Source organism: Luteipulveratus halotolerans, from assembly GCF_001247745.1.
GTDB classification, from domain to species: Bacteria; Actinomycetota; Actinomycetes; order Actinomycetales; family Dermatophilaceae; genus Luteipulveratus; species Luteipulveratus halotolerans.
The window spans coordinates 3758494-3784640 of record NZ_LAIR01000002.1 but is presented as its reverse complement, the minus strand read 5'-3'; the positions used below and the strand labels follow the sequence as shown (position 1 = coordinate 3784640).

Below are 26147 nucleotides of genomic sequence, written 5' to 3'. Positions count from 1 at the left end.
GTCAGCTGCCCGGCGTGGTCAGGATGACCGAGCGGGTGAGGTGGCGCGGGGCGTCCGGGTCGAGCGCGCGCGCGGCAGCCCGCGCCAGGCACAGCCGGTGCACGCGGACGAGGTCGGCGAGCGGGTCGATGTCGCGGTGCTCGAAGCGGGCGCCGGTGCGGGCGACGTCGTCGGCGAGCCCGTCGGGCACCTGACCGAGCGCCCACGTCACCCGCCCGGTCGTGGCGATGCTGATCGGGCCGTGGCGGTACTCCATCGCGGAGTACGACTCGGCCCACGACTGGGTCGACTCGCGCAGCTTCAGGGCCGCCTCGTGAGCGAGCCCGAGCGTCCAGCCGGTGCCGAGGAAGGTGATCTGCTCGGCGTCGACGAGGTCGCCGACCGCAGTCGATTCGTCCTCGACGAGCACGGCACGGGCCTGCTCGACCGCGGGCGTGAGGTCGTCTCCGAGCGAGGCGCGCAGCAGCGCGATGGTCGAGGTCGCGAACCGCGTCTGCACGACCGACCGCTCGTCCATGTCCGGCAGTGTGATCGCGTGATCGACCAGGTCGATCAGCGGCGTGCCCTCGGTGGCGACGATCGCGTACGTGGGAGTACGGCCGCGCAGCGCCTCGGCGACACGGATCACCTCGGTCGTGGTGCCCGACCGCGAGAGCAGGAGCACGGCGTCGTACTGCCGGGCCGGCGGCAGCTCGGTGGCGGTGAAGGCGTCGGTCTCGCCCCGGCCGAGCTCCTCGCGGCGGGAGGCGTACGCCTGCGCCACGAACCACGACGTGCCGCACCCGACGACCGCGACCCGCGAGCCGTCGGCCGGGAGGCGGTCGGCGAGCTCGGGCGCCAGCCGGGCGGCCTTCGCCCACAGGTCCGGCTGGCTCGCGACCTCGTCGGCCAGGTGGGATGCACTGCTGTTCGTCGGCATGGCCGCCAATCTAGGCCAGCCCACCTGGTGCACGGCGGCCGTGGCCGGGGCGTCCGACAACGGCCCGGTGACCGCTGAGGTCACCGGGCCGTCGTACGGACGCGTGAGGGCTCACTCGTCGGACAGCGTGAGCTGCACACCACCGACCAGGGAGGCGCAGATGTTGTAGAGGAACGCCGACAACGTCGCGATCGCCGTGAGCAGCACGATGTCGATGACACCGATCACGACCGCCAGCGAGACCATCCGGCCGAAGCCGATGTAGTCCATCAGGTTGAACGACGAGCCGCCGGAGTCCGAGCTCAGCGTGCGCAGCATGTCCTGGACGTCGGAGAAGACACCCATGCCGGACAGCACCGTCCACAGCACGGCGACCATCACGACGCCGGCGATGGCAGCAGCCACCGACAGCAGGAAGGCGATCTTCATGACCGACCAGGGGTCGACCCGCGACATCGTGAGGCGGACGCGGCGGGGCGTCGCGCGACCGGGACGACGGGGGGCGGGCGGGCGCTGAGCCGCCGGGCGACCTGCAGCCGGCCCCTTGCCCTGCGGGCGGGGGCCCTTGCCGGGCTTGGCCGGCTTGGCGGGCTTGGCGGACGACTGCGCCGGACCGGTCGGCTGCGGCAGACGTGCCGCCGGAGCGTCAGCCTTCGCAGCCGGCTTGGCGGCTGCTTCGGTGTCTTCTGACGTGCTCACTCATCGTCTCCTGCCTCGCTGGACCCCCCAGACGACTCCGGCTCCGCGGGAGACGCAGTGTCCTCGGGGGTCGTTGACGCGTCCGACGGTACGCCATCGTCCACCTCTTTCTCGACCTCGCGCTCGGTGTTGCGGGCGACGGCGACGATCGAGTCGCCCTTGGCCGGGGTCGCGAACTGGACGCCCATCGTGGACCGACCGGTGCGGCGTACCTCGTCCACCCGCGAACGGACGATCTTGCCCTTCTCCATGACGACCATCACCTCGTCGTCTTCGGAGACCGTCAGCGCACCCACCAGGTCGCCGCCGCGGTCGGACAGCTGAGCGACCTTGACGCCGAGCGTCGCGCGACCCTTGGTCGGGTAGTCGGAGGCGGCGGTCCGCTTGGCGAGACCGTTCTCGAAGACGACGAAGACGTCCGGGTCCTCACCCTCGCGCACGACGTTCATCGAGAGCAGCTCGTCGCCGTCGCGGAACTTCATGCCCGTGACGCCGGAGGTCGCCCGACCCATCGGCCGCAGCGTCTCGTCGGTGGCGTTGAACCGCACCGACTGACCCTTGCGCGACACCAGGAGCACGTCGTCGCTCGAGCTCGCGAGGGCCGCACCGACCAGCTCGTCGCCGTCGCGCAGGTTGACCGCGATGAGGCCGCCCGAGCGGGGGGAGTCGTAGTCGGGGAGACGGCTCTTCTTGACCAGCCCGTTGCGGGTGGCCAGCAGGAGGTAGGGCTGGTCCTCGTAGTTCTTGATCGACCGGACCTGCGCGATCTGCTCACCCGGCTGGAACTCCAGCAGGTTGGCGACGTGCTGCCCCTTGGCGTCGCGCGAGCCCTCGGGCAGCTCGTACGCCTTGACCCGGTAGACCCGACCCAGGTTGGTGAAGAACAGCAGCCAGTTGTGGGTGGAGCTGGTGAAGAAGTGCTCGACCACGTCGTCACCACGCAGCTGGGCACCGCGCACACCCTTGCCACCGCGCCGCTGCGAGCGGTACTCGGTGGTCTTGGTGCGCTTGGCGTAACCACCGCGCGTGATCGTGACGACCACGTCCTCCTCGGGGATGAGGTCCTCGACGTTCATGTCGCCGTCGAACGGCACGATCTTGGTACGCCGGTCGTCGCCGAACTTGTCGGTGATCTCGGCGAGCTCGTCCTTGACGATCTGCCGCTGACGCTCCGGCTTGGCCAGGATGTCCTTGCAGTCGTCGATGAGCTCCTGCAGCTCGTCGTGGCGGTCGATGAGCTTCTGACGCTCCAGCGCTGCGAGCTGGCGCAGCTGCATGTCCAGGATCGCGCGCGCCTGGATGTCGTCGACACCGAGGAGCTCCTTGAGGCCCTCGCGGGCGACCTCGGCGCTGGAGGACCGCCGGATGAGGGCGATGACCTCGTCCAGCATGTCGAGGGCCTTGAGCAGACCGCGCAGGATGTGGATGTCGGCTTCGTACTTGTTGAGCAGGAAGGTTGTCCGACGCACGATGACGTCGATCTGGTGCTCGACCCAGTAACGGATGAACGCCGAGATCGGCAGCGTGCGGGGGACGCCGTCGACCAGCGCGAGCATGTTGGCGCCGAACGTCTGCTGCAGCTGGGTGTGCTTGTACAGGTTGTTGAGCACGACCTTGGCGACGGCGTCGCGCTTGAGCACGATCACCAGGCGCTGGCCCGTACGACCCGACGTCTCGTCGCGCAGGTCGGCGATGCCGGCGACCTTGCCGTCCTTGACCAGCATCGCGATCTTCTCGGCGAGGCTGTCGGGGTTGACCTGGTAGGGCAGCTCGGAGACGACCAGGCAGGTGCGCCCCTGGATCTCCTCGACCTCGACGACCGCACGCATCGTGATCGAGCCACGACCGGTGCGGTAGGCCTGCTCGATGCCCTTGTGTCCCATGATCAGCGCGCCGGTCGGGAAGTCCGGGCCGGGGATGATCTTGATGAGCTCCTCGAGCAGCTCCTCGCGCGTCGCCTCGTGGTGGTCGAGGAACCACTGCGCGCCGGCCGCGACCTCGCGCAGGTTGTGCGGCGGGATCTGCGTGGCCATCCCGACCGCGATACCGGCCGATCCGTTGACCAAAAGGTTGGGGAAGCGCGCCGGCAGCACGCTCGGCTGCATGGTCTTGCCGTCGTAGTTGGGCTCGAAGTCGACGGTGTCCTTGTCGATGTCGCGCACCAGCTCCATCGCCAGCGGCGCCATCCGGCACTCGGTGTATCGCGGGGCGGCAGCGCCGTCGTTGCCGGGCGAGCCGAAGTTGCCCTGACCGTCGACCAGCGGGTAGCGCATCGACCACGGCTGCACCAGACGCACCATCGCGTCGTAGATCGCCGTGTCACCGTGCGGGTGGTACTGACCCATCACGTCACCGACGACGCGGCTGCACTTGTTGTAGCCGCGGTCGGGGCGGTAGCCACCGTCGTACATCGCGTAGACGATGCGGCGGTGCACCGGCTTGAGGCCGTCACGCACGTCGGGCAGCGCACGGCTGACGATGACGGCCATCGCGTAGTCGATGTAGCTGCGCTGCATCTCGGTGTTGATGTCGACCGGGTCGACGCGGTTGCCGACCACGACACCGTTCTCGTCGACGACGGGACCCTCGCCCTCGGTGGGCGGCATGTCGTCAGTCATGAGTTCCCTTGTCCTTCATGCAGATTCGTACGACGGTCGCGGCCGGCTCCGGCCAGGGGCCCTCCGCCTGCGTAGCCATGTCAGATGTCAAGGAAGCGCACGTCCTTGGCGTTCTTCTGGATGAACCCGCGGCGCGACTCGACGTCCTCGCCCATGAGCACCGCGAAGATCTCGTCAGCAGCCGCGGCGTCGTCGAGGGTGACCTGGAGCAGGATGCGGTGGTCGGGATCCATGGTGGTCTCCCACAGCTCCTCGTAGTTCATCTCGCCCAGACCCTTGTAGCGCTGCACCGCGTTGTCCTTGGGCAGCCGCCAGCCCTTGGACTGGCCCTCCTTCATCAGCGCGTCGCGCTCACGGTCGGAGAAGGCGAACTCGTGCTCGTGGTTGGACCACTTGATGCGGTAGAGCGGCGGCTGCGCGAGGTAGACGTAGCCGGCCTCGATCAGCGGGCGCATGAACCTGAACAGCAGCGTCAGCAGCAGGGTGCGGATGTGCATGCCGTCGACGTCGGCGTCGGCCATCAGCACGATCTTGTGATAGCGCGCCTTGGTGATGTCGAAGTCCTCGCCGATGCCCGTGCCGAAGCCGGAGATGAGCGCCTGGACCTCGTTGTTGGCCAGCACCTTGTCGATGCGGGCCTTCTCGACGTTGAGGATCTTGCCGCGGATCGGCAGGATCGCCTGGTTGTGCGGGTTGCGCCCCTGCACCGCCGAGCCACCGGCCGAGTCGCCCTCGACGATGAAGACCTCGGAGATCGTCGGGTCGTTGGACTGGCAGTCCTTGAGCTTGCCGGGCAGACCGCCGGACTCCAGCAGGCCCTTACGACGGGTGGCCTCGCGGGCCTTGCGCGCCGCCATGCGGGCTGCGGCAGCCTGGGCCGCCTTGCGCACGATCGCCTTGCCCTCGTTGGGGTGCGCCTCCAGCCAGTGGCCGAGCTCGTCGCGCACCGAGGAGGCGACGAAACCGCGTACCTCGGAGTTGCCGAGCTTGGTCTTGGTCTGGCCCTCGAACTGCGGCTCACCGATCTTGACCGACACGACCGCGGTGAGACCCTCGCGGATGTCCTCACCGGTGAGGTTGTCGTCCTTGTCGCGCAGGAGCTTCTGCTGGCGGGCGAAGGCGTTGATCAGTGAGGTGAGCGCGGTGCGGAAGCCCTCCTCGTGCGTACCACCCTCATGGGTGTTGATCGCGTTGGCGTAGGTGTGGACCGACTCGCTGAACGCCGTCGTCCACTGCATGGCCAGCTCGACGGACAGCAGCCGCTCGGGGTCCTCGGCCTCGAACGCGATGACGTCCTCGTGGACCGGCTCGCTGCGCTTGGAGGAGTTGAGGTGCTTGACGTAGTCGATGAGACCGTCGTCGTAGCGGTAGGTGACGGTCTGCGGCTTCGAGTCGACCGTCTGGCCCTCGGCCGCGGCCTCGTCGGCCTCGCCCGCCTCGATCTCGTGGGGGCGCTCGTCGGTCAGCGAGATCGACAGGCCCTTGTTGAGGAACGCCATCTGCTGGAAGCGCGCCCGCAGTGTGTCGAAGTCGTAGTCGGTCGTCTCGAAGATGTCGCCGTTGGCCCAGAACGTGATCGTCGTGCCCGTGTCGCCGGGGTCGGTGGAACCGACGACCTCCAGCGGCGCCAGGCGCACGCCGTCGGCGAACTCCATCCGGTGCACGTCGCCGTCGACGCGGACCTCGGCGATGAGCCTGGTCGACAGCGCGTTGACGACCGAGGAGCCGACGCCGTGCAGACCGCCGGAGACCTTGTATCCGCCGCCACCGAACTTGCCACCGGCGTGCAGCTGGGTGAGCACGAGCTCGACCGTCGAGATGCCGTAGGCCTTGTTGATGCCGACCGGGATGCCGCGGGCGTGGTCGACGACCCGCACTCCGCCGTCGGCGAGCAGCGTCACCTCGATGGAGTCACCGTGGCCGGCCATCGCCTCGTCGACCGCGTTGTCGACGATCTCCTGCACCAGGTGGTGCAGACCGCGCGCGCCCGTCGACCCGATGTACATTCCGGGGCGCTTGCGTACCGCCTCCAGGCCCTCGAGAACCGTGATGGCGTCGGCGTCGTACGCCTTCTCCTCCTCGGGAGCACGCGGTGGCGCTGCAGGGGTGTCGGCAGCGGTCTCGCCGGCGCGGGTGATGTCGGGCGTCTCGTCGGGCGCGTCAGACACGGTGCTCCTTCTCGCACGTGGCGCACACCTGCAGGCGCAGGCGCAGACCACGCAGGTGGCGTGGATGAGCCCGCGCGACCGGGTCGGCCACGGCTCCGGCAGGAACCGTGGTCGATAGCGCACGGACCGTCGTCCAGTCTACCTGTCGACCGCACAGGAACGTGCGCGTGGAGGGCCCTGTGGACACGTGTCGCCACCGAACACACGCAGACGCGATAGGGGAATCACGACCCCACGTCCGAACGACTCTGCGCGCCGTTGGCTGGCGCGCGCCGGGCTCGGGCGCTCAGACGATGTAGACGACGGCCCGCTTGCCACCGCGACAGACCGTCACGTCACCGCCGTTGCAGCGCATGACGTAGTCCTTCTTGGTGGCGTTGCTGTAGGCGTTGACCGTGAACGAGCCCTTCGGCTTGTTCTTGCTGGAGACCGCGGCCGCGACGTTGAGCGCGAACGGGCAGGTCGTCGAGCGGGAGGCGCCGACGGTCTGGCTGCAGGTCTTGACGCCGCCGGGCAGCTTGGCGCGCTGGGTCTTGGTCGAGGTGGGGGACTGCGTGGTCGGCGCAGACGTCGAGGTCGAGGGGGTCGGCGTCGGGGTCTGGGTCCACGGCGCCGGGGTGGGGGAGGTCGGCACGTCGGTGCTGCCCTCCTCGGTCGTCGGGGTCGGGCTCGGCTGGGTGGCGGTCGCGCTGGGCAGTGGAGCGGGCGACTGCGCCTGGTCGTCGCCGCCACCCCGTGTGAACAAGAAGGCCGCGCTGAGCGCGATCACCGACAGCGCGATCACGGCGATCGGGGCGAGGATGCCGCCACGGTGACGCGGCTGCTCCTCGGTGACGTAGGCCTCGTCGTAGCCGTCGTCCTCCCGGAACAGGTCCTGCGCAGGACTCGCCGCGGCGTACGAAGGCTGCTGCAGGCCGTAGTCGCGCTCCTGGGTGTGGTCGTCGTCGTACGACGGCCCGCCGGCGGCGTACGCGGCCGGCTGGGTCGGGTGATCGGCGACCTCGCCCGGCCGGAACGCCTGGGTGGAGTCGGCGTCCGACTCCTGCTGGGCCCGGAACGGTGAGGCGCCACGCGCGTAGCCGCCGGGCGCCGCAGGCTGGCTGGGTGCTGCAGGCATCTGCGCCACGCGGGGCAGGTCGGTCTGGGTGGCGTCGGGATCATCAGCCGTCGGCCGGCCAACGCCTTCGGTGCGGTCGCCGCTCGGGCCCTCGGGTCGGCTCACAGTGGCTGTCTCTTCCTCACGTTGCGGTCGTTCTGTCGACTCCCCGACGAGCCACCGTACGTGCAACCGGGGAGCGAGGCACATCGAAAGCGTGAACGCACTCCACAACGACGCCGCTCACCCATAGGTGTCACGCGGTCCTCGACCGCCGTGGGTACGCCGCATCCCCCGGGACCACGACGGTGCGGCCGGGCCCACGACCTTCAGCTCGACCACGACCCCGGCGCCGACGATCTCCTCCATGCGCCCGAGGATGGTGCTGCTCATCCAGGTGAGCTGGGTCGCCCAGGCCGTCGAGTCGGCACGCACGGTCAGGATGCTGTCCTGGAACTGCGTCGGGGTCGCGTGCGATGCGACGTCCGGGCCGACGATCTCCAGCCATCGGCCCATGACGGCACCGGCGGCGACGTCAACTCGCCAGTCACGGTCGCGGACAAGTCGGTCGACCTGGTCGCCCACGGCGAGGGGGTCGCGACCGGCCTTGCTGCCGGTGCGCTCGTAGCGGCCGATGTCGCCGGCTCGCCGCTTGCGGATCGCGGGGGTTCCGGGGCGCAGCCCTCGGTCCCGGGCGGCACGGCGTACGCGAGCGAGAGCGGCGGTCGCGGCGTCGACCGTGTCCTCGGGCGCGACGTCGGCAGCGGGTGGCCCGGTCGTCGCGCGCTGCTCGACCGTCTCCCGCTCGTCGGGGGCGTCCCCGCTCGGTCGCGGCTCAGGCGGGTTCACGTGAAACCGACCCGAGGGTCACGTGGAAGGTCCGCCCGGTCAGCGCGGGCGGCACGTCGTCCGCCACAGCAGCGGTGACGAGCACCTGCTCGGCGTCCTCGACCATGGCCGCGAGCCGCTCCCGGCGACCGGCGTCGAGCTCGGCGAACACGTCGTCGAGCACCAGCACCGGATCCGTGCCGAGGTCGGTGCGCAGCAGCTGGAACGCCGCGATCCGCAGACCCAGCGCGAACGACCACGACTCACCATGACTGGCGTACCCCTTGGCCGGCAGGTCGCCGAGCTGCAGCAGAAGGTCGTCCCGGTGCGGCCCGACCAGCGTGATGCCGCGCTCGACCTCCTGCTCACGGACCTGCGCGAAGGTCTCCAGCGTCGCCTCACGCAGCGCGTCCTGCTCGGGCACCTCGCCGCCGGCGATGCGCGTGGCCATCTCGTCGTACAAGGACGAGCGGTACGTCGCCTGCGCGGCTCCGCGCCCGGCGCTCACCTCGTCGTAGGCCTTGGACAGGTACGGCGACAGGTCGTGCAGCAGCCGCAGTCGCGCGTAGACGAGAGACGAGCCGACCTCGGCGAGGTGGCTGTTCCACACGTCGAGCGTGTGCAGAGCGGCCTCGACCTCCTGCGGATCACGGTCGACGCGTCGACGAGTTCCCTTGCGCAGCAACGGCATTGCCGACTTCAGCAGAGCGTTGCGCTGCTTGAGGATCTTGTCGTAGTCCGACCGTGCTCCCGCCCAGCGCGGCTGACGGGCGATGAGCAGCTGGTCCAGGAACGCCCGTCGTTCGGACGGGTCGCCCTTGACCAGAGCCAGGTCCTCCGGCGCGAACAGCACGGTGCGCAGCGCGCCGAGGATGTCGCGCGGGCGGGTCAGGGGAGCGCGGCCGAGCCGTGCGCGGTTGGCCCTGCCGGGGTTGATCTCGAGCTCGACGACCTGCTCGCGCCCCTCCCGCACGACGGCCGCACGGATGATCGCCTGGCTCGCGCCGGCCCGCACGAGCGGTGCGTCCTGCGCGACGCGGTGCGAGGACAGGCTCGCGAGGTAGCCGGCAGCCTCGACGAGGTTGGTCTTGCCCTGCCCGTTCAGCCCCACGAACGTCGTGATGCCGGGCTGCAGCTCGACCTCGGCGGTGGGGTAGGAGCGGAAGTCCATCAACGACAGGTGACGCAGGTACATGTCACCTCATTCGTGCGTGCTCGGTCATCCTGCAGAGTCGTACGCCGGCGCCTGCCGTCCGCGGGCACCGCTGGTGCCGGAGCGGGGCCGGCCGCGCCGGCGTACGGGCCGTCAGTGCTCGCTGGCCTTCGCGCCGGGCTTGGCCTTGCCGTCCTGCTTGGGCTCGGCGGCGGGGCTGACCTCGGCCTGGCCCTCCTTCGGGCCGTTCCAGGGCTCCGCGCCGTGCTTCATCACCTCGTGCCCACCGAACTGGCCGCGCAGCGCGGCGACGGCCTGCATCTGCGGGGAGTTCTCCTGGCGCGAGGTGAAGCGGGAGAAGAGGGCGGCCGCGAGCACCGGCATCGGCACCGCGAGGTTGATGCCCTCCTCGAGGGTCCAGCGGCCCTCGCCGGAGTCGGTGGAGTACTGGCTGACGCCTTCCAGGTGCGGGGTCTCCTCGAGCGCCTTGACCATCAGGTCGAGCAGCCACGAGCGGACGACCGTGCCGCGCGTCCAGGCCTTGAAGCAGCCGTGGACGTCGTCCACGATGTCCTTGGCCTCGAGCAGCTCCCAGCCCTCGGCGTAGGCCTGCATCAGGCCGTACTCGATGCCGTTGTGGACCATCTTGGCGTAGTGGCCGGCACCGACCTTGCCGGCGTGGACGAACCCTTCCTCGCGCGGGCCCTCGGGTCGCAGCGCGTCGAAGATCGGCATCGCGCGCTCGACGTACTGCTCGTCGCCGCCGCACATCAGGCCGTAGCCGTTGTCCAGACCCCAGATGCCGCCGGAGACGCCGCAGTCGACGTAGCCGATGCCCTTGTCCTGCAGCAGCTCGGCGTTGGCCTGGTCGTCGGTGAACTTGCTGTTGCCGCCGTCGATGACCAGGTCGCCCTCGGCCAGCAGACCGGAGAGCTCCTTGACGGTCTCGCGGGTCGGGTCACCTGCAGGCACCATCACCCAGACCGTGCGCGGGGCGTCGAGCGTGTCGACGAGCTCCTTGAGGGAGGCGACGTCGCTGACCTCGGGGTTGCGGTCGAAGCCGACGACCTCGTGTCCTGCGCGGCGGATGCGCTCGCGCATGTTGCCGCCCATCTTGCCCAGACCGATCAGACCCAGCTGCATCGCCGATGCTCCTTCGCGCTCGAAAGGGTGTGTGCCGCTTGAGATGTCAGTGCTGACGGTACGCCGGGTTCAGCTGGCGAACCGGACGGGCATCAGGACGTAGCGATAGCTCTCGTCGGCGTCGCCGTCAGCCTCGGCCTGGCCCGACAGCACGGCCGGACGGCTGGGCTGGGTGAACGACAGGCGCGCGAACGGCGTACCGATGGCGCCCAGACCGTCGAGCAGGAACTGCGGGTTGAACGCGATCTCGAGCTCGGGGCCGGTGAGCGTCGCCTCGACGGCCTCGCTGGCCTGCGCGTCGTCGCCGGTGCCGGCCTCGATCGCGACCTGGCCCTCGCTGAACCGCAAGCGCACAGGGGTGTTGCGCTCGGCGACGAGCGAGACACGCTTGACGGCCTCGGTCAGCGCGGCGGTCTCGATGACCGACACGGTGTCGACGCTGGTGGGGAAGATCGAGGTGACCTTGGGGTATTCGCCGTCGAGCAGGCGCGTCGTGGCTCGCCGCTGACCGGCCTCGAACCCGACCAGGCCGTCACCGCCCGCTGCGGTGCCGAGCGCGATGTCGACCGAGCCGGACGCGCCGAGCGCCTTGGCGGTGTCGGACAGCGTGCGTGCGGGGATGAGTGCGACGTGGCTGGCGTCGGTGGCGCCGGGGTTCCAGGTGAGCTCGCGCATGGCCAGGCGGTAGCGGTCGGTGGCGAGGAGGGTGAGCTTCTCGCCCTCGATCTCGACCCGGACGCCGGTGAGGATCGGGAGCGTGTCGCCGCGGTCGGCGGCGATGGAGACCTGAGCGACCGCCTGGGTGAAGACGTCACCGGCGATGCTGCCGGTCGCATCCGGCGAGGCGGGCAGCGTCGGGTAGTCGTCGGTCGGCATCTGCTGCAGGCTGAAGCGGCTGGAGCCGCAGGTGACCTGGACCTTCGAGCCGTCGGTCGTGATCTCGACCGGCTTGCTCGGCAGGCTGCGCGAGATCTCGGCGAGCAGACGGCCGAGCACGAGCACCGTGCCCGGCTCGTCGACCTCGGCGTCGACGGTGACCTTGGCCGACACCTCGTAGTCGAAGGCGCTCAGCGTGAGCCCCTCGGCGGTCGCCTCCAGCAGGACACCCGCGAGCACGGGCACGGGAGGGCGAGGGGAGAGGCCGCGCACCGCCCAGGTGACGGCTTCGGCGAGTACGTCGCGATCGACCCGGAACTTCACGTCCACCGTCCTTGCCCTGTCGCGTCCGGTCGAGGCCCGGTACGCCGACGTCCGTCGTCTGAGTTGGTGTGCGGGCACGCGGAGCGGCCCGGAGCGGGGAAGCACCCGCGCCATGGAGCGGGTGCGAGCCGACCCTAGTCGGGTCGTGGGTGGCATTCCAACACGTCGTCCGCCCCTGTGGGGCGGCGGCCGCCCGATTCCTCGTCGTGCCCTCCATCCCCAGGTACGCGGGGCGGAGCGGAGCCAGTCGGGAAGGGTGATCGTCGTCGTAGCAGCTGTGGATTCTGTGGACAGCGGTCGCGCGGGCCGAGATCGCGCGGATCGCCGTTGTGCACAACGCTGTGCCGGAGCCTGTGGATAACTCGGCTTCCCTGGGGACAACCCCACCGGCGCACTGGCCGTCCCCAGGCTTTCGACCCGCGATCCACAGGTTGTACGCAGCCCTTGGGGGCAGTTGTGCCGTGTTCTGGGTGTGTCGGGTGATGAATGTGGGGCAGAAGTGCACGCATGTGCTGTGTGCACAGGCTTGTCCCCAGCCTGTGGATAACGTGGGTACACAGCGCGGAGGGGCCCGGAATGTCGGAGTTCCGTGGGTGTAGTTCCGCGTGTTGGTGCTCGATGCGCGCGCTCGATGCTCCGCTGGGCTCGGAACGTGTGATCCCGGTGTGCACATCCTGTCCACACGCTCGTCCCCAAGGTTGTCCCCAGGCTTGTCCCCAGCCTGTGGACAACCAGATGCGGGTCACCTTCGAGGTGCGGTTGAGTCGTGTCGCGCGCGCTCTGTCATGCCAGCCGGGTACGCCGACGGGCGCACCGACCGAGGTGGGTGCGCCCGGAGAGCGGGAGAGACCGTCGTACGACGGCGTGTGAGGCGAGGAGCGTCAGCCGGCGGCTGCGCGGGTGATCTGACCGGTCAGCTCGGTGATCTGGTCGTAGATCGGGCGCCGCTCACCGATGAGCTGGCGGATCTTGCGGTCGGCGTGCATGACCGTGGTGTGGTCGCGTCCGCCGAACTGCTGGCCGATCTTCGGGAGCGAGAGCTCGGTGAGCTCGCGGCACAGGTACATCGCGATCTGGCGTGCGGTCACGAGCGTGCGCGAGCGGGACGAGCCGCACAGCTCCTCGACCGAGACGTGGAAGTACTCAGCCGTCTTGGTCATGATCAGCGTCGCCGTGATCTGACTGCTGCCGGCGCTCGGGACGAGGTCCTTGAGCACGTAGCCGGCGACCTGCTGGTCGACCGGCTGCTGCGACAGCGACGCGAACGCCATGACGCGGATCAGCGCGCCCTCGAGCTCGCGGATGTTGGTGGAGAACTTGCTCGCGATCAGCTCGAGTACGTCGTCGGGCACGTTCATGCGCTCGGCGATGGCCTTCTTGCGCAGGATCGCGATCCGTGTCTCGAGATCGGGCGGCGTGACGTCGGTCTGCAGACCCCACTCGAAGCGCGAACGCATCCGGTCGGCGAAGCCGCTGAGCTTCTTGGGCGGCTGATCGCTGGTCAGCACGATCTGCTTCTCGCTGTCGTGCAGCGCGTTGAACGTGTGGAAGAACTCCTCCTGCGTGCCGTCCTTGCCCTGCAAGAACTGCACGTCATCGATGAGGAGCACGTCGACGTCGTCGCGGTAGCGCTTCTGGAAGCTGCTCGCCTTGTCGTCGCGGATGGAGTTGATGAAGTCGTTGGTGAACTCCTCGGAGTTCACGTAGCGCACCCGCATGCTCGGGTAGAGGTTGCGCACGTAGTGGCCGATGGCGTGCAGCAGGTGCGTCTTGCCGAGCCCGGAGTCGCCGTAGACGAACAGCGGGTTGTACGACTTCGCCGGCGCCTCGGCCACGGCGAACGCAGCCGCGTGCGCGAACCGGTTGCTCGCGCCGATGACGAACGTGTCGAAGGTGTACTTCGGGTTGAGCCGAGCGTCGGTGACCGGCTCGACCGGCGGCCGGTTGGAGGCACGGACCGGTCGGATCAGGGCGGGCGCCGGCGTACCGGCCTCCTCGGCATCGGTCTCGGCGACCTCGTCCTCCCCGATGCCGGCGTCCTTGGCCTCGGCGCTGGCGCTGACGGTCTGCTGCAGCTGGGGGTCGACGGTGACGGCGAGTCGTACGTCACGGTCGAGCAGCCGACTGAGCGCGCTCGAGACGGGCTCGCGCAGAGACGTCTCGAGGATGTCCTTGGTGTGGTCGAACGGGACGGCGAGCAGCGCGGTCTGGTCGACGAGGCCGACGAGACGGGTCAGGCGCAGGAAGGCTCGGTCACGAGCGGCGATGCCCGTCTCCTCCAGCGCCATCACGGTGGAGTGCCACACATGGGCCAGGTCGGGCTTGTCCTCGCTCACCTGTCGTGCTCCCCTCCGTGGCGTGTGTGGCTGTGCTGCTCCAGCGAACCTAGACTAGGCAGGCGATCCACAGGCTTATCCACAGGCTGTGTACGAAGAGGTGGAGCGAGTCGGAGGCCCGACGCTAACAACATCCTGGAGCCCGAGGCAACATCGCGGACCGCCTGATTTCTCGCCGACTTGTCCTGATGTCGGCGTGTCGGGTCGAGCCACGGCGCCTGCGGGTGTCTGATGCCAGGTTGGCCCTAGCCGTCTCGGTTTGACCCTCGATCCGGCGTACCCGTATCGTTGACGCGGCCGTGCCTGCCATGGCCGTTTTCGCATGCTCACGGTGCGCTTGCTGTGCCGCAGTCTCCTGGCGAGATTGTGCACGAGCGCACGGTGGGCTTCCGACAGCGGCCGTGACTGGGGCCGTACGACGCCTCCCGGCGTCAACCAGACCACCTTGGCTGTGGCGGCGAACCGCCCGCTCAGCCCGATCGACCGGAGAACGCCGTGAGCAAGCGCACCTTCCAGCCCAACAACCGTCGCCGCGCCAAGAAGCACGGCTTCCGCCTGCGTATGCGCACCCGCGCCGGCCGCGCCGTGCTGGCCTCGCGCCGCTCCAAGGGCCGCGCCCGCCTGTCGGCCTGATCGCGCGGCGTCGCGCGGTCGTGGCTGACGACGTCAAGGCGCCTCGTGCTCCCGGCGGCTCACCGACTGCGTACGCCCTCCGACTTCAGGTCGGTTCTGCGCGGTCGACGGGACCGGACTCGGGTCCCTGCCGCACGGTCGGGCGGACGTCTGCTCGTCCTGCACGTCGCGCGGTTGGCCGATGACGACTTCGCCGACGCGCGAGAGGAAGCCCTCCCGCGCGTCGGCTTCGTCGTATCCAAGGCCGTCGGCGGCGCGGTGGTCCGCAACCGCGTCAAGCGGGTCCTGCGACACCGCGCCGGCGCGGTCCTGGACCGGCTGCCGGCAGGGGCGGGCCTCGTCGTACGCGCCCAGCCTCCTGCTGGCCGGGCCTCGTCGCCCGAGCTGGTCGCCGAGTTCGACCGCTTGCTCGACGACGTCCTGCGGAGACTGCGATGACTGAGACCTCGCAGGAGCGTCGCACCCTCGGCGGCACCGCAGCCCTACCCCTGATCTGGATGGTGCGCCTCTATCAGCGCTTCATCTCACCTCTGACTCCGCCGAGCTGCCGGTTCACGCCGAGCTGTTCGGCGTACGCCGTCACCGCGCTGCGCCGCTTCGGCCCGTTCAAGGGGACCTGGTTGGCCGTACGCCGTGTGCTGCGGTGTCACCCCTGGAACCCCGGCGGCGTCGACCACGTTCCGCAGCGTGGACCACGGTCCACACCTCATCCCTCGCCCTCGCACCACCCGCACTGAGGACCTTCATGATCGACACACTTCTGTTCCCGCTCGAGTGGTTCGTCGCGACCATCATGGTCGGCTTCCACAAGGCGTTCACCTTCATCGGGCTGCCGTCCGAGAACGGCTGGACCTGGGCGCTGTCCATCGTCGGTCTGGTCATCGTGCTGCGGATCCTGCTCATCCCGCTGTTCGTCAAGCAGATCAAGTCCTCGCGTCGGCTGCAGCTCATCCAGCCCGAGATGCAGAAGATCCAGGCCAAGTACAAGGGCAAGAAGGATCAGGAGTCTCGGCAGAAGATGACCGAGGAGACGATGGAGCTGTACAAGCGGACGGGCACCAACCCGTTCGGCTCCTGCCTCCCGATCCTGCTGCAGAGCCCGTTCTTCTTCGCGCTGTTCCGGGTGCTGCACGGTCTGCCGCAGATGGCGGACGGTCGCAAGGAGCCGCTGGGCCCGCTGACCCAGGAGCTCGCGCGTCAGGCCGAGAACTCCACCCTTTTCGGGGCGCAGCTGTCGTCGACGTTCCTCAACTCCGACGGTGCGGCGGCCAAGATCGTCACGATGGTCCTGATCGTGCTGATGTCGCTGACGACGTTCACCACGCAGCGCCAGCTGATGACCAAGAACATGCCTGCGGCGGCGCTCGACAACCCGATGGCCAAGCAGCAGAAGTACATCATGTACCTGATGCCGCTGATCTTCTTCATCACCGGCCCCAACTTCCCGATCGGTGTGCTCATCTACTGGCTGGTCACCAACCTGTGGTCGATGGGTCAGCAGTTCTACGTCATCCGCCGTATGCCGGCTCCCGGTTCCGCGGCCGAGAAGGCCCTCGAGGAGCGCAACCGCGCGAAGGGCCGTGAGACCAAGAAGCTCACGGTGCCGGGTCTGAGCAAGGACGACGACGCCGACGGCGAGTCCTCTGACAAGCCGAAGCCCACGGGCGCACCCGGCCGGACCACCGCCTCTGGTCAGCAGGCCGGCAAGACCGGCGGCCAACGGGTTCAGCCCAAGCGCAACACCCCACGCCGCAAGCGCTGAGCGCCGGCCCCTCTCCGCACTGCCTACAACTGGAGTACCTGTCTCATGACTGATCAGCACACACCCGAGGTCGACGAGTCCGTCGAGCCCACCGCCACTGCCGACGCGACGTCCGTGGAGGTCGGCGAGAGCGAGGCTGCCGAGGGCGACGACACCGCGAGCACGTCCGATGCCGCGACCGACCTCGAGCACGAGGGTGAGATCGCCGCTGACTTCCTCGAGACGCTGCTCGACATCGCCGATCTCGATGGCGACATCGACGTCGACATCGAGGGTGACCGCGCGTCCATCTCGATCGTCGACAGCGAGGACGGCCGCGTTCCTCGTCGCCTCGTGGGCGCGGACGGCAAGGTGCTCGAAGCCCTGCAGGAGCTCACCCGTCTCGCCGTTCAGGCGGAGACCGGCGAGCGTACGCGCCTGATGCTCGACGTCGCAGGTCACCGAGCCGACCGGCGGGCTGCGCTCGTCAAGGAGGCCGAGGCCGTGGTCGAGCAGGTACGTGCGTCCGGCGAGAAGGCCCCCATGGACCCGATGTCGGCGTTCGAGCGCAAGGTCGTGCACGACGCCGTCCTGGCTGCCGGGCTGTCGTCGGAGTCCGAGGGTGTCGAGCCGCGTCGGTACGTCGTGGTTCTTCCCGCGAGCTGATCTGCGCGTTTCACGTGGAACCGGATGAGACCGGGGCCCAGGTCTCGGCGCCTCCGGCCCCTGATCAAGCCCAGCAGATCCTGGGTGACAGGTTGGATCTGGCTGCGGCCTACGTGGCCCACCTGGCAGACACCGGAGTGACGCACGGTCTCATCGGCCCGCGCGAGGTGCCGCGACTCTGGCAGCGTCACGTCCTCAACTGCGCCGTCATCGCGCCGGCGTTCGAGGCAGAGGCTTCTGTCGCCGACGTCGGTGCCGGCGCGGGACTCCCGGGCCTCGTCCTGGCGATCGCCCGGCCGGACCTTCGCCTGGTCCTGGTCGAGCCCCTCGAACGCCGTACGCGGTGGCTGCAGTCCGTGATCGATGACCTGGGGCTGGACAATGTCGAGGTCCGTCGTGCGAAGGCAGAGCAGCTGTGGGGCACGTTGGCCGTCGATGCTGTGACGTCCCGGGCGGTCGCGCGCCTGGGAGAGCTCGCCCGCCTGTCGCTCCCGCTGTTGCGGCCCGGAGGCACGATGATTGCTCTGAAGGGCGAGCGGGCGACGACGGAGCTCGCGGAGGACGCCGAGATCCTGGGGCGCCTTCGAGTCGCGGATACCGCCGTGGAGATCTACGGTGAGGGGCAGGTCGATCCACCCAGCACGGTCGTCGTGCTGCGTGTCGACGGCATGGCGCCCCAGCTGCGCACGCCCGTGGGATCCGGGCCGGCGCAGAGTGCCGAGAAGAAGCGCGCCAAACGTGCTCAGCGACGGCAAGGTCGACGCTGAGCGAGAGCTGAGAGAACGGAGCCGCGAGGTGCAGATGACAACGGCAACGCCTGTCGGATGGCAGGTCGAAGCGCCCGCGCAGTCGCCCGCCCCGCTGGGTTGGCCGGTGCTGACGGACGAACCGTCCGCAGCGGATCCGTCCGATCCGAGTCGTACCGAAGATCCGGGCGACACCATCCGGCCACTTCTTCGCCCGGCAGCGCGCGGAGCGACCGAACCAGGTTCGGAGACCGTTGCTCTGACAACCGGTCAGCAGGCAGACCCGGCGACAGAGACATCGAGCGCCCACGCGCCCGCGGCTGATGCAGTTTCCCGTGAAACATCCACCCCCAGCATCGAGACGAGCGACAACGACGTGAGCGACATCCAGCCCAGTGCGCCTGTCGAGGAGGCGCCCGCTGGCGAGAACGGGGCGGAACCTGTGAGCCCCAGGCACGACGAGACGGTGCCGACTGCTGACGACGGATCAGAGACGCCGATCGCCAGTGCGCTCGAGGACCAGGCGCGTCGACGCTCGGCGATCGCATCGACGCGCATCGAGCGCCCGGACCGCACCCGCGTCATGACGGTGGCCAATCAGAAGGGCGGCGTGGGTAAGACCACGACGACCGTCAATGTCGCGGCTGCGTTGGCTCAGGCCGGGATGCGGGTCCTGGTCATCGACATCGACCCGCAGGGCAACGCGAGCACCGCGCTCGGGATCGACCACCATGCCGAGGTGCCTTCGGTCTACGACGTGGTCGTCGACGGCAAGCCGCTGTCGGGCGTCGTCCAGGAGTGCCCGGATGTGGCCGGCCTGTGGTGCGCACCTGCCACGATTGATCTCGCCGGCGCGGAGATCGAGCTCGTCTCGCTGGTCGCCCGTGAGCAGCGGCTCAACCGTGCACTGCTGGCGCACCTCCAGGAGCTCGGCGACAGTGCGTACGACTACGTCCTGATCGACTGCCCACCGAGCCTGGGGCTGCTGACCGTCAACGCGTTCGTCGCCGCGCAAGAGGTCTTCATCCCGATCCAGTGCGAGTACTACGCACTCGAGGGCCTCAGCCAGCTGCTCAACAACATCGAGCTGATTCGGGCCCACCTCAACCCCGAGCTCGAGATCTCGACGATCCTGCTCACGATGTACGACGGCCGCACGCGCCTGTCGGCCCAGGTGGCGGAGGAGGTGCGTACGCACTTCCCCGAGCGGGTGCTGCGGAGCACGGTGCCGCGGTCGGTCCGCATCTCCGAGGCCCCGAGCCACGGCCTGACCGTGATGACGTACGACCCGGCGAGCAGCGGCGCACTGTCGTACGCCGAAGCCGCCACCGAGCTGGCGCTGCGCGGAGCACCGCAACGCGCGTAGCCCGTCGACGTCGTTCGGAATCACAGCGGTGGTGTTTCACGGGAAACACCACCGCTTTTCTGTGTCCAGCAGGGCCTGCTCCTGGCGCGCACGCAGCGCGTCGTTCGCGCGCACCTGGGCGAGAGGACGGGTACGCGGGCAGTAGGGTTGGCGGTGCGCCGGGCGGCAGACCGCCTGGACAAGGCACGTCGGGACATCGTCCCGGTCAGTAACTGGAGGCAGTGTGAGCGACAAGCGGCGGGGACTCGGTCGAGGACTGGGAGCGCTGATCCCCAGCGCACCGGCGGGGGCGAACCGCCCGAGCGACGTGTTCTTCAATGACCGCAGCGCCGAGCGTTTCACGGGAAACGACGCAGCTGATGCGGCAGCGGGGACGTCCACCGCGGTGATCGACGCACCGCGTCCGAGCTCGCCCGAGAAGGCGGACGAGCAGGAGCACGCTCCGAAGGACACAGACTCCGGTCAGGAGCAGGGCAGCACGCCCGGCTCGGAGAGCGCGGTCCAGGAGGGCGCCGCGAGCGACAACCGTGAGAACGCTGCGCCGGAGACCGCGGTGGTCAACGAGCACGACGCGGCGGAGGAGCCCGCTGCGACCTCGTCGGACGCCTCGAGTCTCACCCCCGTGCCGGGTGCAGAGTTCGCCGAGATCGATGTCAACGACATCCGTCCCAACCCGAAGCAGCCACGGCAGGTCTTCGACGAGGACGAGATGGCCGAGCTGGTGCACAGCATCGGCGAGATCGGCGTGCTGCAGCCCATCGTGGTGCGCCCGGTGCCTGCGGCCGAACGCGAGGCCGACGGTGAGGGTCGTGCCTACGAGCTCATCATGGGTGAGCGTCGCTGGCGGGCGAGCAAGGAAGCCGGCAAGGCCACGGTTCCCGCGATCATCCGCAGCACGACCGATGACGACCTGCTGCGCGACGCCTTGCTCGAGAACCTGCACCGCGCTCAGCTGAACCCCCTCGAGGAGGCGGCTGCCTATCAGCAGCTGCTCGACGACTTCGGCTGCACGCACGACCAGCTGGCCGGCCGGATCGGCCGTTCGCGTCCGCAGATCTCCAACACGCTGCGCCTCCTGAAGCTGCCGCCGCTGGTGCAGCGTCGTGTCGCGGCCGGAGTCCTGTCTGCTGGGCACGCCCGCGCGCTCCTCGGCCTCGCCGACGGCGCCGCCATGGAGCGACTGGCGCAGCGCATCGTTGCGGAGGGTCTGTCGGTGCGCACGGTCGAGGAGATCGTCGCGCTCGGCGGCGACCACGAGAAGGCGTCACGTCGTACGTCGCCGCGCATGGGCAACCGGCACCCGCACCTGGAGGACATCGCGTCACGACTCTCGGACCGGCTCGACACACGGGTCGCCATCTCCCTGGGCAAGCGCAAGGGCAAGCTGACCGTCGAGTTCGCCTCGGTCGACGACCTGGACCGCATCGTCCAGCAGCTCGGGATCGAACGCTCCTGACCGCAGGTGCGGTCCGTGCGACGCGCCGCCGTCGCGAGCTACGACCCACACGGCTGGACCGCCGAACAGCGTTGAGTCGCAACGACGTTCAGCGACCACGGCGGTAGACACAGAAGTGGCCCCCACCTGCGGGTGGGGGCCACTTCGTCGTACGAGGATCAGGCGATGAACTCGTCGAGCTCACGCACCAGCTTGGGCTTGGGGAGCGCGCCCACGAGGGTCTTGACGACCTCACCGTTGACGTAGACGTTCATCGTCGGGATGCCGGTGATGCCGTACTTGGCCGAGGTGGCCGGGTTCTCGTCGGTGTTGAGCTTGACGACCTCGATCTTGTCGGCATGCTCGGTGGCGATCTCCTCGAGGATCGGCGCGACCGCACGGCACGGCCCGCACCACTCGGCCCAGAAGTCCACGAGGACCGGCTTGGGGTTCTTCAGGACGTCGGCCTCGAAGGTCGCGTCAGTGGTCGGCTTGGTTGCACCCATGGGTGTCCTCTCTCGGGTTGAACTTCAGACAGTGGCGGGAACGGAGTCTTCGGCTGCGCCTCCGCGCTCACGCTCGGCCTCGGGGTCGAGCGTCGCGAGGAAGCGCTCGGCGTCGAGGCTGGCGGCGCAGCCGGAACCGGCGGCCGTGATGGCCTGTCGGTAGGTGTGGTCGACGAGGTCGCCGCAGGCGAAGACGCCGTCGAGGTTGGTTCGCGTGGAGCGTCCCTGGACGAGGACGTAGCCCTCATCGTCGAGCTCGACCTGGCCCTGGACGAGCTCGTTGCGCGGGAGGTGGCCGATGGCGACGAACACGCCGGTCGTGGCGAGCTCGCGCTGCTCACCGGTCACGGTGTCGCGCAGCGTGACGCCGGAGACCTTCGCGTCGCCGTGGATCGCGGCGACCTCGCTGTTCCAGGCGAAGCTGATCTTGTCGTTCGACGTGGCGCGCTCGGCCATGATCTTGGACGCGCGCAGCTCGTCACGCCGGTGGACCATGGTGACCGACTTGGCGAACCGCGTCAGGAAGGTGGCCTCCTCGACCGCCGAGTCGCCGCCGCCGACGACAGCGATGTCCTGGTCGCGGAAGAACGCGCCGTCACAGGTGGCACACCAGGAGACGCCGTGCCCGGAGAGGCGCTGCTCGTCCGGAAGGCCGAGCTCCTTGTAGGCAGAGCCCATGGCCAGGATGACCGCGCGGGCGCGGTACGTCTGACCGGATCCGTCGGTCACGGTCTTGATCGGACCGGTCAGCTCGACCGACTCGACGTCGTCACGCACGAGCTCGGCACCGAAGCGCTCGGCCTGGGAGCGCATCTGCTCCATCAGGTCCGGGCCCATGATCCCGTCGGAGAAGCCCGGGAAGTTCTCGACGTCGGTGGTGTTCATCAGCGCGCCGCCGGCGGTCACCGACCCCTCGAAGACCAGCGGCTCGAGGTTAGCGCGGGCGGCGTACACCGCAGCGGTGTAGCCCGCAGGACCAGAACCGATGATGATCAGGTTGCGCACCTGGTCGCTGGCTGTCGTCACGAAGGTCCTCCGGTGGTGTCGTGGGGCGTGGCAATGAGCGTTGGGGCGCGTACTGGCCTCAACGAATCGTAGGCGGTGCCCATTCCCCGCGCCGCACGGCACGGGAGGGCGGTCTGCACACAGGTACGCCGGCTGCGCGCGGAGCGCAACCGGCGTACCAGAACGTGCTGCCGGGTCAGGCGAGCTGGGTCGGGCCGGCGATCTTGCCCTGACCCTGGGTGCACTGGCGTGAGAACACCCAGGCGTTGCTCTTGCCCTTGTCGGTGATGACGACGATCACGGCCGGCTTGCCCTCGTAGCTGCCGAGGTCGGCCGAGATGTGGTCGGCGGTCAGAGCGCTCGAACCGACCTTGAGGCAGTCGAGCAGTCCGGGCGCGGTGGCGATCGGGCCCAGGGCGACGGACTCGGCGCGCGTCGGGTCGATCGAACCGGTCTGCGACTTCAGCGCGACGGCTTCGGTGGCGAGGCCGGCGGCGGTGTAGGAGCGACCGGAGTTCTGGATGCTGACCTTGTCGAACGGGTTGCTGCTGCCGTTGCTCTGCGTGGCCGCGGGCGGCTGCGCAGCGGGGGGCGGGTCGTCCGAGTCGCTCTTCATGGCCTGGGAGACACCCAGCGCACCCACCGCGATCGCGGCGGCTGCGCCGAGGCCGGCCACAGGGGCGAGCCAGCGGCGGCGACCGCGTGAGGTGTCGGAGACGGGGCTCGCGCCGTCGGCCGACGCAGTCTCGGACGTGCGCCGCCCGATCAGCGGCGTGACGTTGTCGGATGGGGTGCCGGCGCGGGACGCCTGCTCCTGAGCGAGAGCGGACTGGATCCGTGCCATGACGTCGTCAGGCATCGGACCCGGGTCCGGCAACGAGGACAGCACCTCGCGCACCCCGGTGGGGTCGTCTTCGGCATCGACACGGCCCGGCGTGGTGCCGGCGCGGGACGCCTGCTCCTGTGCAAGTGCGGACTGGACCCGTGCCATGACGTCGTCAGGCATCGGACCCGGGTCCGGCAACGAGGACAGCAGGTCACGCACCCCGGTCGGGTCGTCGTCGAACGACGAGGGACCCCCAGGGTTCTGTGGTGCATTCACTGTCAACCTCCGGCATAACCGTCGACGAGAGCGGTGGCTCTCGACGTCTGGCCCCTGTGAACCGCCTGGCGGGCAGGCGGCAGCAAGGGCACGACATGAGTAGGACGACGGATGTCGAGGAGGGGTTCCGCCCAAGTCAAAGAAATTTTTACTACTTGGGAACGAGTGGATCTACGGAGGTGGGCCAACATCAATCGGTCCTGCGACGCGACGGTACGCCGACCGGTTCCGTCCTCGGGTGAGGACGCGCGGGGCGGCGTACGAGGGCGGCTCCAGACGCGAACCGCCGGTGCCCGAGACAGCGGAGGGCACCGGCGGTGAGGACGATCAGGAGCGTCAGCGCGGCAGGGGATAGCCCTCGCCGTGCTTGTCCCGGAGCAGCTCGGCGAGGGCCGACCGGCCGCGGGCGCAGCGCGACTTGATGGTGCCCTCGGCCACCTCGAGCACCTGGGCGGCCTCGGCGACGCTCATCCCGTGCATGTCGACCAGCGTCAGCGCCATGCGCTGGCCCTCGGGGATCTTGGTCAGTGCTTCCTGGACGTCGAGCTTGACGTCGACCGCGCCGTGGTGGTCGTGGCGGTCGGCCATCTCGTACTCGGGCAGCTCGCTGGTCGGCTTGATGCGGCGCAGCCGGTCGAGGCAGGCGTTGACGATGATGCGGTGCAGCCAGGTGGTCACCTGGGAGTCGCCCCGGAAGGACTCAGCACGGCGGAAGGCCGAGATGAACCCGTCCTGCACGGCGTCTGCAGCGAGCTCGGGGTCGCGGCAGGTGCGCAGGGCGACGGCCCACATACGGTCCTTGTGGCGGCGGAACAGCTCACCGAAGGCGTCGGGGTCACCGGCACAGTGCTGGGAGAGCAGGTCGCGGTCGGAGCGCTCGGCGAGCGCGTCGAGCTGGGTCATGAGGACACCTTGATCTCACTGATCTGGTCACGGAACTCGTCGCCGCTCTCCTGAGCGAGCTTGGTGATCCAGACGATGACGTACCGGCCCTTGACGGGCTGAGCCGCCGTGGCGGTCTGCTCGCCGGAACCGCTGATCTTGCCGAGCTCCTGGGCGTCGCGCAGACGCTTCTCGTCGGTGACGTAGACGGTCATGTCACTGGACGCGGAGCCCTTGAGCGTGACGGAGACGCTGCGGACGTCCTGGGCCTCGCCCAGGTTGAGCATCAGGCCCACGCCGGACTTGAGCCTGCCGAAGGTCTCGGACTTGTAGATGTAGCTGCGCCACGCCGTCTCCGGGTCGCCGTCGATGGCCTTGAACGCGAGCTCGTTGTGCTCGTTGCCTCGGCCCTCGGGGTCGAAGCCGCTGATCGACTGCACCGTGATCGGGCCACCGGCAGGTGTCGTGGACGTGGAGGGCGGCCGCGAGGACGTCGAGGGCGCGCTCTGGCTGGAGGTCGCAGAGGGAGCGCTCGTCGCGGCCTGGTCGGGCTCGTCGTCGCCGGGGCTGAACAGGTTGCGCAGGCCGAAGAACGCCAGGATGAGCGCGATGGCCACGACACCCGCGACGATCGCCAGCGCGAGGCGGCTGCTGTCGCGGTCGGGCTCCTCGCGGCCGGAGTTGAGCAGCGGCAGCGGCGGCTCGAGCTCTTCGTAGTCGTCGTCCTCGTCGATGCGGCTCGGCACCTGCACCGGTCGGTAGGCAGCCGTCGCGTCGCGGTCGAGCTCGGGGCGCCGGCCGACCATCGTCGGGTCGTCGTCGGTGCCCGCGAAGGTCGCGACGGTGGTCTCGTCGTCATCGGTCGTGCGGGGGCCGGAGGCGCGCTCCTCGGAGTACGACGCCGCGCGGCCGGCGCTCGCACCCGCGGCGGCACCGACCGCGGCACCTGCGGCGGCCTTGCCGTGGGCCGGTCCCGCACTCGTGGCCCCTGCCCGCGAGCCGGTACGGCCGGCCTGAGGGGTCTTGCCACCGACACCGAACACCTGTTCGGACGACCAGGGTGACAGCTGGCGGGCGAGCTCGCCCGGGGTGAGCGGGCCCTCGTCGTCGTTGAGGGTCGTCCGGGCGAGCGTGTCGAGGTCGCCCGGCACCCCGGACACGAGCTCGGTCGGGCCGGGCAGCATGCCGTCGGCGCGCCGCTCGGCCTGGGGAACTCCGGGGACGTCGTCGGGGCCGGGCCAGTGGCCGGTGAGACCGGCGTACGCGACCTTGACCAGGGCGACCACGTCGTCACGGGAGGCGTTGGAGGACTGCTCGTCGTCACGGCCGTCGAGGGCGGCGCCGATGGCGACACCGGACACCTGGATCGAGCCGTCACGAGCGCGCAGCACGTGGTGGGGCGTGAGGATCAGGTGGTGCAGCCCGCGGGCACGAGCGGTCTCGAGGCCGGAGGCCGCCTCACCGATGACCCGACGGACTTCTTCGGCCGGGAGGGTGTCCTCGCGCAGCAGGGCCGCGACGGAGGACGCGTGATGGACGGCCTCCTCGACGACGAACGAGACCTCGTCATCGGTGCCGACGTCGAGCACACGCACGAGACGGTGGTCCTCGACCCCGGCCACCCGACGTGCGGAGTCGAGCGCGGCGGCGGCGTAGGGGTGGTCGGCGGCGAAGCAGGTGATCGTGACCTCGCGCCCGAGGGTGGTGTCCGTGGCGATCCACTGCTCGACGTCGTCGCGGCTGGAGAGCGCACGGCTCAGCTCGTAGCGGTCACCGAGCGTCGCGCCACGGCTGATGCCCTCCACACATACTCCTCGTCATCACGCGGTCGCGGTCGAACCGGCAGGTCTACGGGTCGTACGCCGGCACGGAAGTGTCCCGCAGCATCCTAGGCGAGTCGGGACG

General features: G+C 69.5%; 23 protein-coding genes. 8 read left to right on the top strand and 15 right to left on the bottom strand.

Annotated features, from left to right (window positions below; all coding sequences use genetic code 11):
• Position 1: 1 nt before the first annotated feature.
• The 10 genes from VV01_RS19030 to dnaA all read right to left on the bottom strand — a co-directional run bounded on the left by VV01_RS19030 (position 2) and on the right by dnaA (position 14160).
• A complete protein-coding gene (locus VV01_RS19030; protein WP_050671271.1) occupies positions 2 to 919 on the bottom strand; it encodes an SIS domain-containing protein in 918 nt (305 codons plus the stop codon).
• 111 nt (positions 920 to 1030) lie between these two features.
• Positions 1031 to 1618: a DUF3566 domain-containing protein gene (locus tag VV01_RS24525; RefSeq protein WP_071606446.1), complete on the bottom strand. Its 588-nt coding sequence runs from the start codon at positions 1616 to 1618 to the stop codon at positions 1031 to 1033.
• Complete coding sequence (gene gyrA / locus VV01_RS19020; protein ID WP_050671270.1) at positions 1615 to 4236, bottom strand: DNA gyrase subunit A; 2622 nt, start codon at positions 4234 to 4236, stop codon at positions 1615 to 1617. The genes VV01_RS24525 and gyrA overlap by 4 nt, the downstream gene beginning before the upstream one ends.
• Before the next feature lie 80 nt (positions 4237 to 4316).
• On the bottom strand, positions 4317 to 6404 hold the full coding sequence (gene gyrB, locus VV01_RS19015; protein ID WP_071606445.1) for a DNA topoisomerase (ATP-hydrolyzing) subunit B: 2088 nt from the start codon (positions 6402 to 6404) through the stop codon (positions 4317 to 4319).
• A gap of 286 nt (positions 6405 to 6690) precedes the next feature.
• Positions 6691 to 7626: a hypothetical protein gene (locus VV01_RS19010; RefSeq protein WP_050671269.1), complete on the bottom strand. Its 936-nt coding sequence runs from the start codon at positions 7624 to 7626 to the stop codon at positions 6691 to 6693.
• 117 nt (positions 7627 to 7743) lie between these two features.
• Complete coding sequence (locus tag VV01_RS19005; protein ID WP_082221103.1) at positions 7744 to 8349, bottom strand: DUF721 domain-containing protein; 606 nt, start codon at positions 8347 to 8349, stop codon at positions 7744 to 7746.
• Positions 8336 to 9523: a DNA replication/repair protein RecF gene (gene recF, locus VV01_RS19000; protein ID WP_050671268.1), complete on the bottom strand. Its 1188-nt coding sequence runs from the start codon at positions 9521 to 9523 to the stop codon at positions 8336 to 8338. The genes VV01_RS19005 and recF overlap by 14 nt, the downstream gene beginning before the upstream one ends.
• Positions 9524 to 9634: 111 nt before the next feature.
• Positions 9635 to 10624, bottom strand: a complete 990-nt coding sequence (gene gnd, locus VV01_RS18995; RefSeq protein ID WP_050671267.1) for a phosphogluconate dehydrogenase (NAD(+)-dependent, decarboxylating) — start codon at positions 10622 to 10624, stop codon at positions 9635 to 9637.
• A 69-nt stretch (positions 10625 to 10693) separates the two neighbouring features.
• The gene (gene dnaN / locus VV01_RS18990) at positions 10694 to 11824 is read right to left on the bottom strand and encodes a DNA polymerase III subunit beta (RefSeq protein ID WP_050671266.1); all 1131 of its coding nucleotides are present in this window, start codon (positions 11822 to 11824) and stop codon (positions 10694 to 10696) included.
• 881 nt (positions 11825 to 12705) lie between these two features.
• Positions 12706 to 14160 (bottom strand): chromosomal replication initiator protein DnaA, encoded by a 1455-nt coding sequence (dnaA, locus tag VV01_RS18985; protein ID WP_050671265.1) that lies wholly within the window; start codon positions 14158 to 14160, stop codon positions 12706 to 12708.
• Positions 14161 to 14655: 495 nt separating this feature from the next.
• Here dnaA and rpmH point away from each other — a divergent pair, with 495 nt between their 5' ends.
• The 8 genes from rpmH (at position 14656) to VV01_RS18945 (ending at position 20768) form a co-directional block, all read left to right on the top strand.
• The gene (rpmH, locus tag VV01_RS18980; protein WP_050671264.1) at positions 14656 to 14793 is read left to right on the top strand and encodes a 50S ribosomal protein L34; all 138 of its coding nucleotides are present in this window, start codon (positions 14656 to 14658) and stop codon (positions 14791 to 14793) included.
• 45 nt (positions 14794 to 14838) lie between these two features.
• A complete protein-coding gene (gene rnpA, locus VV01_RS18975; RefSeq protein WP_050671263.1) occupies positions 14839 to 15231 on the top strand; it encodes a ribonuclease P protein component in 393 nt (130 codons plus the stop codon).
• Positions 15228 to 15530 (top strand): membrane protein insertion efficiency factor YidD, encoded by a 303-nt coding sequence (yidD, locus tag VV01_RS18970; RefSeq protein ID WP_050671262.1) that lies wholly within the window; start codon positions 15228 to 15230, stop codon positions 15528 to 15530. The genes rnpA and yidD overlap by 4 nt, the downstream gene beginning before the upstream one ends.
• An 8-nt stretch (positions 15531 to 15538) precedes the next feature.
• The gene (yidC, locus tag VV01_RS18965) at positions 15539 to 16555 is read left to right on the top strand and encodes a membrane protein insertase YidC (protein WP_050671261.1); all 1017 of its coding nucleotides are present in this window, start codon (positions 15539 to 15541) and stop codon (positions 16553 to 16555) included.
• 45 nt (positions 16556 to 16600) lie between these two features.
• A complete protein-coding gene (locus VV01_RS18960; RefSeq protein WP_050671260.1) occupies positions 16601 to 17200 on the top strand; it encodes a Jag family protein in 600 nt (199 codons plus the stop codon).
• A gap of 113 nt (positions 17201 to 17313) precedes the next feature.
• Positions 17314 to 17967, top strand: a complete 654-nt coding sequence (gene rsmG / locus VV01_RS18955; RefSeq protein ID WP_050671259.1) for a 16S rRNA (guanine(527)-N(7))-methyltransferase RsmG — start codon at positions 17314 to 17316, stop codon at positions 17965 to 17967.
• Between the two features lie 238 nt (positions 17968 to 18205).
• Positions 18206 to 19312 carry a ParA family protein gene (locus tag VV01_RS18950; protein WP_407942941.1) on the top strand — a complete coding sequence of 369 codons (1107 nt, stop codon included), beginning with the start codon at positions 18206 to 18208 and terminating at the stop codon, positions 19310 to 19312.
• A gap of 223 nt (positions 19313 to 19535) precedes the next feature.
• A complete protein-coding gene (locus VV01_RS18945) occupies positions 19536 to 20768 on the top strand; it encodes a ParB/RepB/Spo0J family partition protein (protein WP_050671258.1) in 1233 nt (410 codons plus the stop codon).
• A 158-nt stretch (positions 20769 to 20926) separates the two neighbouring features.
• Here the strand turns inward: VV01_RS18945 and trxA are convergent, their stop codons facing one another.
• The 5 genes from trxA to VV01_RS18920 form a co-directional block, all read right to left on the bottom strand.
• Complete coding sequence (gene trxA, locus VV01_RS18940) at positions 20927 to 21253, bottom strand: thioredoxin (protein WP_050671257.1); 327 nt, start codon at positions 21251 to 21253, stop codon at positions 20927 to 20929.
• A 24-nt stretch (positions 21254 to 21277) separates the two neighbouring features.
• A complete protein-coding gene (gene trxB / locus VV01_RS18935; RefSeq protein ID WP_050671256.1) occupies positions 21278 to 22279 on the bottom strand; it encodes a thioredoxin-disulfide reductase in 1002 nt (333 codons plus the stop codon).
• A 175-nt stretch (positions 22280 to 22454) separates the two neighbouring features.
• Positions 22455 to 23360: a hypothetical protein gene (locus VV01_RS18930; RefSeq protein ID WP_157508930.1), complete on the bottom strand. Its 906-nt coding sequence runs from the start codon at positions 23358 to 23360 to the stop codon at positions 22455 to 22457.
• A 336-nt stretch (positions 23361 to 23696) separates the two neighbouring features.
• Entirely contained in the window at positions 23697 to 24263 is a 567-nt protein-coding gene (sigM, locus tag VV01_RS18925; protein ID WP_050671254.1) for an RNA polymerase sigma factor SigM, read from the bottom strand.
• Positions 24260 to 26047 (bottom strand): protein kinase family protein, encoded by a 1788-nt coding sequence (locus tag VV01_RS18920; RefSeq protein WP_050671253.1) that lies wholly within the window; start codon positions 26045 to 26047, stop codon positions 24260 to 24262. Before VV01_RS18920 ends, sigM begins: the two co-directional genes overlap by 4 nt.
• Between the last annotated feature and the right edge of the window lie 100 nt (positions 26048 to 26147).